General features: G+C 67.4%; 6 protein-coding genes and 1 pseudogene. All 7 read left to right on the top strand.

Annotation, left to right across the window (positions count from 1 at the left end; all coding sequences use genetic code 11):
* Nucleotides 1-218 (top strand): annotated as a pseudogene (locus Q1K70_RS00410) (hypothetical protein); the annotation flags it as partial.
* Nucleotides 219-526: 308 nt separating this feature from the next.
* Nucleotides 527-1,792, top strand: coding sequence for a [FeFe] hydrogenase, group A (locus Q1K70_RS00405; RefSeq protein ID WP_300154197.1), 1,266 nt, complete (start codon nt 527-529; stop codon nt 1,790-1,792).
* 12 nt (nt 1,793-1,804) lie between these two features.
* On the top strand, nt 1,805-2,179 hold the full coding sequence (locus Q1K70_RS00400; protein WP_300154195.1) for an iron hydrogenase small subunit: 375 nt from the start codon (nt 1,805-1,807) through the stop codon (nt 2,177-2,179).
* 573 nt (nt 2,180-2,752) lie between these two features.
* Nucleotides 2,753-4,234, top strand: coding sequence for an outer membrane homotrimeric porin (locus tag Q1K70_RS00395; RefSeq protein ID WP_300154192.1), 1,482 nt, complete (start codon nt 2,753-2,755; stop codon nt 4,232-4,234).
* A gap of 180 nt (nt 4,235-4,414) precedes the next feature.
* Nucleotides 4,415-6,148: an ABC transporter ATP-binding protein/permease gene (locus Q1K70_RS00390; RefSeq protein ID WP_300154189.1), complete on the top strand. Its 1,734-nt coding sequence runs from the start codon at nt 4,415-4,417 to the stop codon at nt 6,146-6,148.
* Nucleotides 6,145-7,146, top strand: a complete 1,002-nt coding sequence (locus Q1K70_RS00385) for a permease (RefSeq protein WP_300154186.1) — start codon at nt 6,145-6,147, stop codon at nt 7,144-7,146. The genes Q1K70_RS00390 and Q1K70_RS00385 overlap by 4 nt, the downstream gene beginning before the upstream one ends.
* The gene (locus tag Q1K70_RS00380) at nt 7,143-7,943 is read left to right on the top strand and encodes a DUF1980 domain-containing protein (RefSeq protein ID WP_300154183.1); all 801 of its coding nucleotides are present in this window, start codon (nt 7,143-7,145) and stop codon (nt 7,941-7,943) included. Before Q1K70_RS00385 ends, Q1K70_RS00380 begins: the two co-directional genes overlap by 4 nt.
* Nucleotides 7,944-8,111: the final 168 nt, after the last annotated feature.

Genomic DNA, 8,111 nt, shown 5'->3' with positions numbered 1-8,111 from the left:
CCCGGCCGTCCGCTTCACGAAGCGCCGCCGGTCCCGCGCCTCGCCGCGCCGGCCTGCCCCTCGCCGCGCCTGTCCTGCCCCTCGCCGCGCCGGTCCTGCCCCTCGCCGCGCGGTCCTGCCCCTCGCCGCGCGGTCCTGCCGCCGCCAGGGCCGCCCGCCGCTCCCGCCGCACGGGCGGCCCCCTCTCCGGGGTCGAACCGGCCAACCGAGCGGCCTGACGGGCAGCCCAGGCAGGCGGAGACGCGTCGGCTCCTCGCTCCTTCGAAAAGCCGTCAGGTCACAAAGAATAATTTTTCATCTGACTTGAAAGATACGATTGTTTATAGTACAAATCTTTCGTGCTACTTTTTAAAAATTTATATCCATACATCCAAGCCCGGCAACGCCTCGCCCCGCGCCCGGCGGGAGGCCCCAGGACCGCTTGCGCCCCATCTCCGCCGCTTTCGCCCCGGGCGCGCGCCTCCCGTCGCCAACCGTCCGCCAACCCACCCGCAAGGGGAACCCATCAACCCGTCGGAGGTCGTCCATGAGCCGTATCGAGATGGAAAAAATCTTCTACGAAACGAGCACGCCGCCCCCGGGCGCGGACCTGGACCAGTCGCTCATCGTGCAGGTCGACGAGACCAAGTGCATCGGCTGCGACACCTGCATGGGCTACTGCCCCACCGGGGCCATCGCCGGCGAGACCGGCGAGCCCCACAAGGTGGTGGACCCGGCCGCCTGCATCAACTGCGGCCAGTGCCTGACCCACTGCCCGGTTTCCGCCGTGTACGAAACCGTATCCTTCGTCCCGGCCATCGAGGCCAAGCTCAAGGACAAAAGCGTCAAGGTCATCGCCATGCCGGCCCCGGCCGTGCGCTACGCCCTGGGCGACCCCTTCGGCATGCCGCTGGGGGCCGTGACCACCGGGCACATGTTGGCCGCCCTCAAGGGCCTGGGCTTCGCCAACGTCTGGGACAACGAATACACGGCCGACGTGACCATCTGGGAGGAGGGCTCGGAGCTTCTGGCCCGCATCACGAAAAAGCTCGACAAGCCCCTGCCCCAGTTCACCTCCTGCTGTCCCGGCTGGCAGAAGTACGCCGAGACCTTCTACCCGGAACTTTTGCCCCACTTCTCCTCCTGCAAGTCGCCCATCGCCATGATGGGCCCCCTGGCCAAGACCTACGGGGCCAAGGAGGCCGGCTACGATCCCAAGACCGTCTACACCGTGTCCATCATGCCCTGCACGGCCAAGAAGTTCGAAGGGATGCGGCCGGAATACAACGCCAGCGGCTTCCGCGACATCGACGCCACCATCAACACCCGCGAGCTGGCCTACATGCTCAAAAAGGCCGGCATCGACCTGCCCCGGCTGGTCGAGGGCAAACGCGACGCGGTCATGGGCGAGTCCACGGGCGGCGCGACCATCTTCGGCGTCTCGGGCGGCGTCATGGAGGCGGCCCTGCGCTTCGCCTACCAGGCCCTGACCCAAAAGCCCCCCCAGAGCTGGGACTTCAAGGCCGTGCGGGGCCTGGGCGGCATCAAGGAGGCCACGGTCGACATCGCCGGGACCGCCGTCAAGGTGGCCGTGGTCAACGGCGGCAAGAACTTCGCCAAGGTCTGCGACGCGGTCAAGGCCGGCAAGTCGCCCTACCACTTCATCGAGTTCATGGCCTGCCCGGGCGGCTGCGTCATGGGCGGCGGCCAGCCCGTCATGCCCACCGTGCTCCAGTCCATGAACGACAGGGCCACCAGGTTCCACGCGTCGCTTACAAGGCGCCTGGCCCTTTACAACGCGCAGAAAGCCTAAGGAGGGCGTCCCATGTCCATCGCCGGCTTCACCCGTCGCGGCTTTTTGAAGACCGCCTGCGTCCTGACCGGCGGCGCGCTCGTCGGCCTGCGCCTGACCGGCCGGGCCGTGGCCGCGGCCAAGCAGCTCAAGGAATACATGATGGATCGCGTCAGCGGCGTCTACGGCGCGGACGCGGCCTTCAAGGTCCGCGCCTCCCAGGACAACGGCCAAGTCATCGCCCTGTACAGGAAGTTCCTCAAGGAGCCCCTGTCCCACGAGGCCGAACATCTGCTGCACACCAAATGGGTGGACCGCTCCAAGGACCTGGCCGCCCTCAAGGCCAAGGGCCTCTACCCCAATCCCCGGGCCAAGGAATTCGAAAACCAGCCCTACCCCTACATCTAGGTGTTGCCCTCCGAAAAAGCACATCCGTACTTTCCAATATAAATAGTTATACTATGCTATCTATTGAAAAGTGTCCGCCTCCGGGTGGACGCCGCACCAACCCTGCATGAGCCGAACAACCGGAGGCAAGGGTCCGCCTGACCCGAAGGTTCAACGGCAACTTCTCCGTCCTCCCGCAGTCTGAAACGTCGGCAAACAAGGCGCGTTGCTTGTCGCGGAGTTTTCCGTTCCGTGGACTTTACTTGACGCGATTTATTCCTTATCCACATGGCTTCGCAGTCATGTGCCCGAGAGTCGTTGCAATATAAACGGGATACGGCCCACGCGGACCGCATTCTTCTTCTGCGTGCCGTTTCCCCGCCGCATTGCGCCAACCGGGCCGCCCGGCGGCAATGCGACGCATGGTCTTGAAGTCTTCCTTCCTGGTCCAGGCGTTGCCGCACCGCGACACGCCGGGTCCCTCCGACGCCCTCGCCCCGCGCCGGGAAGACCCGAGAAACACGGCGACGGCTCCCGGATGCCGTCCCGAAAGGAACCCGCGTCCATCAACCCGCAACACGAGGAAGGAGAGGAATGAAACGCTTCACCGTGCCGGCCCTTGTGGCCCTGCTCCTCTGGGGAGCCATCGGCGTCGCCCAGGCCGAGACGCAAGTCCGCATCACCGGCGACTCCCGCGTCTACGGCGTCTACTTCAGCGGCCACAACTTCACCGGCTGGAACGACCCCGCCTGGACGTCCAACACCCCCACCTGGACCAAGGCCGGCACCAAGACCGAGGACACCTTCGAGATCTGGCAGCGCATCCGGGTGCGCATCGATTTCATCGCCAACGAGAACGTGCGCTTCCGCCTGGCCACCAAGACGGACAACACCTGGGGCACCGGCACCTACACCGCCGCCAATCCCGACTCCCAGGGCATCCTGGTCTACCAGGCCTTCCTCGAATTCAAGTATCCGAACACCGACATCCAGGTCACCGCCGGCCTCCAGCCCGTGGCCCTGCCCCAAAGCGCCCTTTTCAACGACAGCATCGTCTTCACCGACTGGGCCGCCGCCTGCATCGTCAAGGCTCCGCTGGTCAAGGACACCCTGGAGATCAGCGCCGGCTTCGCCCGCATGATCGACACCAACCGCACTTTCGACAACACCACCACCCAGGTCGGCGACGAGCTGGACTTCTACATCCTGACCCTGCCCGTGACCCTGCCGGGCTTCAAGGTCACCCCCTGGGGCGTGTTCTCCATGGCCGGCAAGAGCGCCGGATACTACACGGCCTACGCCTCCTCCTTCGCCGAGGCCTCCTACGCCGAAGACCTGCTTTCTGCCGGCACCATGGTCGGCCAGACGGGCTGGAAGAACAACCAGAACGCCTACTACTGGGCCGGCGGCGCTTTCGAGCTGTCCGTGCTCGACCCGGTGCGTTTCTACGCCGACGTGATCAACGGCGGCGGAGCCCTCGACGACCGCAGCAAGAGCCGCCGCCAGGGCTGGTTCGTGGACTTCGGCGCGGAATACGTCGGCTGGGACGTGCTCACGCCGCAGGTCTTCGCCTGGTGGTCCACCGGCGAGGACAAATCCACCGGCAACGGCTCCGAGCGCCTGCCCCACACCCGCCCCAACTGGGGTCCGGGCGGCTCGTTCCTCTTCGACGACAGCCAGGTCTTCGCCCGCAACTCCAACATGGGCATGGACCCGGTCGGAGCCATGGGCCTCGGCGCGTCCCTCAACAACATCACCCTGGTGGAGAAGCTCTCCCAGCGCCTGACCTTCACCTACCTCAAGGGCAACAACTCGCCCCGGGCCATCCGCTTCCTCAACGACGCCGTCGGCTCCAATCCCTACTTCCAGTTGGGCCGCGACCTGACCGTCAACGAGTACGCCCTGGGCGTCAACTTCGACAGCCAGTACATGATCAACGACAACCTGGGGGCCCGCATCGAGACGGGCTGGGCCCAGGGCCATTTCCAGGAGAGCGTCTGGGGACATCGCCTCGCCAGCCAGGCCAACGGCAACAACACCTGGAAGGTGGCCTTCGGCCTCACCTACAAATATTAGCGCCGGCCCGCCGACGCGTCCGAAGGCGGCCGCCTCCCCCGGGAGGCGGCCGCCTTCGCGTTTGATGAACGAGATTTCATGTGGTTGCGCCGGGCAACCAGGTTGCATCCGCCGGAGCAAGCGACTAGAGGGTGACGGTCCGCGCCTGCGGGCGCAAGCCTCAGCCAAAGGAGTCTCCCCATGCCCGGGTCGAAGCGGCGCTTCCTGTCCGATCTGTGGGCCCTGACCAAGCCCTACTGGAAAAGCGAGGAACGGTTCAAGTCCGGCCTGCTCCTGGCCGTCATCATCGGCATGAGCCTCGGCATCGTCTATCTCAACGTCCTTTTCAACGAGTGGAACAACCTCTTTTACAACTCCCTCCAGGAAAAAAACGTCGACGCCTTCTTCCGCCTCTTCGGCCGCTTCACCATCCTGGCCGCCATGTTCATCATCGTGGCCGTCTACCAGATCTACCTGCGCCAGATGCTCCAGATCCGCTGGCGGCGCTGGCTCACCGAACGCTACGCCGAAAGGTGGCTCGAAGCGCACAACTACTACCGCCTGCGCTTCGAAAACGGACTCACCGACAACCCCGACCAGCGCATCAGCGAAGACATCAACGGCTTCGTGGAACAGACGCTTTCCCTCACCCTGGGCTTCCTCGAATCGGTGGTCACCCTGGCCTCGTTTTCCGTCATCCTCTGGAACCTCTCGGGCGACATCCACATCCTCGACCTGCCCATCCCGGGCTCCATGCTCTGGGCCGCGCTGGTCTACGCCGGCCTCGGCTCGATGCTGACCCATTTCATCGGCCGGCCCTTGATCCGCCTCAACTTCTTCCAGCAGCGCTACGAGGCCGACTTCCGCTACAACCTCGTGCGCGTGCGCGAAAACGCCGAGGCCATCGCGCTTTACGGCGGCGAATCCCAGGAGGCCCGGGGACTGGCCGGCCGCTTCGCCGGCGTGGTGTCCAACTGGTGGGGCATCATGCGCCGCCAGAAGCGCCTCACCTGGTTCTCCGCCGGCTATTCCCAGGCCGCGGTCATCTTCCCCTTCCTGGTGGCCGCGCCGCGCTACTTCTCCGGGGCCATCCAGCTCGGCGGACTCATGCAGACCGTCTCGGCCTTCGGCCACGTCCAGTCGGCCCTGTCCTGGTTCATCGACGCCTACACCCGCCTGGCCCTGTGGAAAGCCACCGTGGACCGCCTGACCGGCTTCGCCGCCGCCCTGGAAGGCCTGGAATCGCGCCGTCACGAGGGCCTCGACCGCGCCGACGCCCCGGCCGGCGCAGGCCTGCGCCTCAACGACCTCACCCTGCGCCTGCCCCAGGGCGACACGCTCCTGGCCGGCGCGTCCCTGGCCCTGGCCCCGGGCGAGCGCCTCATGGTGGCCGGACCGTCGGGCTGCGGCAAATCCACGCTCTTTCGGGCGCTTGGCGGCCTGTGGCCCTTCGCCTCGGGCACGCTTTCCATGCCGGCGGGCGAGCGGACGCTCTTCCTGCCCCAGCGCCCCTATCTGCCCATCGCCAGCCTGGAGGCGGCCGTGGCCTACCCCGACGCGCCGGAGACCTACGGCCGCGAGCGCATCGCCGCCGCGCTTTCCGACTGCGGCCTGGCCCACCTTACCGACCAGCTCGAGGTCGAGCGGCACTGGTCCCAGGAGCTTTCCGTGGGCGAACAGCAGCGCCTGGCCTTCGCCCGGGCGCTGCTCCTCGCGCCACGCTGGCTTTTTTGCGACGAGGCCACCAGCGCCCTGGACGAGCCGGCCGAACAGGCGCTTTACGGCCTGCTCGTCTCGCGCCTGCCGGGCACGGCCATCGTGAGCGTCGCCCACCGGCCGGCCCTGGCCGCCTTTCACCAGCGCCTGGCCCGGTTCGTGCCGGACGCCGGCGGCAAGGCCACCTTCAAGCTGGAACTGGCGGCGATCCCGGCATGAACGCGCTTTTGAGCCTCGACCTCTTCGCCCAGGCCACCCTCTCCATCGTCATCGAGGCCCTGCCCTTCCTGCTCTTGGGCTCCATCGCCTCGGGCCTGGTGGAAGCCTACGTGCCGCGCCAGCGCATGGAGCGGCTGCTGCCCAAGGGCCGCCTCGCCTCCACCCTCTTCGGCCTGGCGCTGGGCGCGGCCACACCCTGCTGCGAATGCGGCGTGGTCTACCTGGCCCGCCGCCTCATGGGCAAGGGCGTGCCGGCCGGCGCGGCCGTGGCCTTCATGCTGGCCGCGCCCGTCATCAATCCCGTGTCCATCCTGGCCACCGTGGTCGCCTTCCGGGGCGACCCGACCATGGCCGTCTGGCGCTGCCTGCTGGTGGCCCTGGCCGCCCTGGTCGTGGGCTACCTGGCCGGCGGCCGCAAGACCGAGGAACTCCTGCGGCCCCTTGCCGGCCGCGAACCCGAATGCGGCTGCGGCCACGACCACGGTCCGGATCACCAGCACCACCACACCCCGGCCGCCCTCTCCGGCACGCCCTTCGGCTCCCTGGCCGACGCCCTGCCCGTCTCGGCCCTGCGCGAAAGCCAGAGGCAAAAGGCCGCCAGCGCCCTGCGCCACGCCATGGCCGACTTCCTGGACATGGCCAAGGTGCTCGTCTTCGGCTCCATGGTCGCGGCTGCCTTCAAGGCCTACGTGCCGGCTCCGGTCATCATGGCCATGGAAAACGACCTCGTCCTGGCCATCCCCGGCATGATGGCCCTGGCCGTGCTGCTTTCGCTGTGCTCCCAGGCCGACGCTTTCGTGGCCGCCTCGTTCTCCACCTTCCCCCTGGCCTCGCGCCTGGGCTTTCTGTGCCTGGGCCCCATGCTCGACCTCAAGCTCCTGCTCATGTGGCGACAGGTCTTCACCCCCCGCCTGGTGCACCTGCTGGCCTTCGCGCCGGCGGCCATCGTCTTCGTCGCCTGCGTCGTCTTCGGCATCGCCACAGGAGGCGCATCATGAAGAAATTCCCCGCCCAGGCCCTCGCCGCGCGCATCGACGGCGCGGCCTGGCTGCTGATGGCCGGCTTCATGGCCTGGCTGCCCCTGGCCGGCGACTACTGGATGTTCCTCAACCCGAAATTCAAGCCCGTGACCCTCGCCGCCGCCGCCGTGCTGGCCGTGCTCGCCGCCTACGCCCTGTGGCGGCCCGTCTCGCGCCCAAGCCTCGGCCGCACAGCCGCCTACGTCGCGCTGCTGGCCATGGCCGCCCTCACCCAGGGCGGCACGCAAGCCATCTCCGGCCGCATCGACTCCGACCCCTTCGCCACTGCCCCGAGCCTGCCCGCGCCGCCGCCCGAATCCACCCCCAGCCGCATGATCGCGCTGGGCAAGGAATTCATCCCCATCAATACCGGCGAACTCTTCGACATCGCCGCCAAAGGGCGCTCCGAAGCCTGGGACAGACCCTACGTCATGCGCGGCTTCGCAAAGCGCGACCCGGCCCTGGACGCCTCCGGCGAATTCGTCCTCTTCCGCCTGGCCGTCTGGTGCTGCTTCGCCGACAGCACCGGCGTCGGCTTCAAGGTCAAAATCCCGCCCGGAACCGAACTCCCTGCCGACAAAAGCTGGATCGTCGCCTACGGCCGCCTGACCGACATGCCCGCCGACCAGCGCGGCGAATACATGCTGCCCGGCATGTCCTTCTCCTCCATCGCCCCGGGCGCGCTGTTCGCGGCCGACCACCTTGAAACCGCCCCGCTGCCGACCGAACAGGTCTACATGTTCGAATGGAGGGCAGCGGAGCCGTACGCGTATTAGGTCGGTTGCGGGGGGGAGGGAAGATGCCTCCGGCGGCCGGGGGGGATGATCCCCCCCGGACCCCCTCGATGGGGAGGCGGAGGATGGGGAAGCGGGTGGCGAGGTGGTCGTGGGCGGGAGTGCGTCGGCGAGGCCGGAATTGGCCGTTCGATGCCGCCGCTTCGCGGC

It is taken from the genome of Solidesulfovibrio sp. (assembly GCF_029978005.1).
Taxonomy (GTDB): Bacteria; Desulfobacterota; Desulfovibrionia; order Desulfovibrionales; family Desulfovibrionaceae; genus Solidesulfovibrio.
The sequence above is the reverse complement of the archived record's forward strand: the minus strand, read 5'-3'. Positions and strand labels throughout refer to the sequence as shown.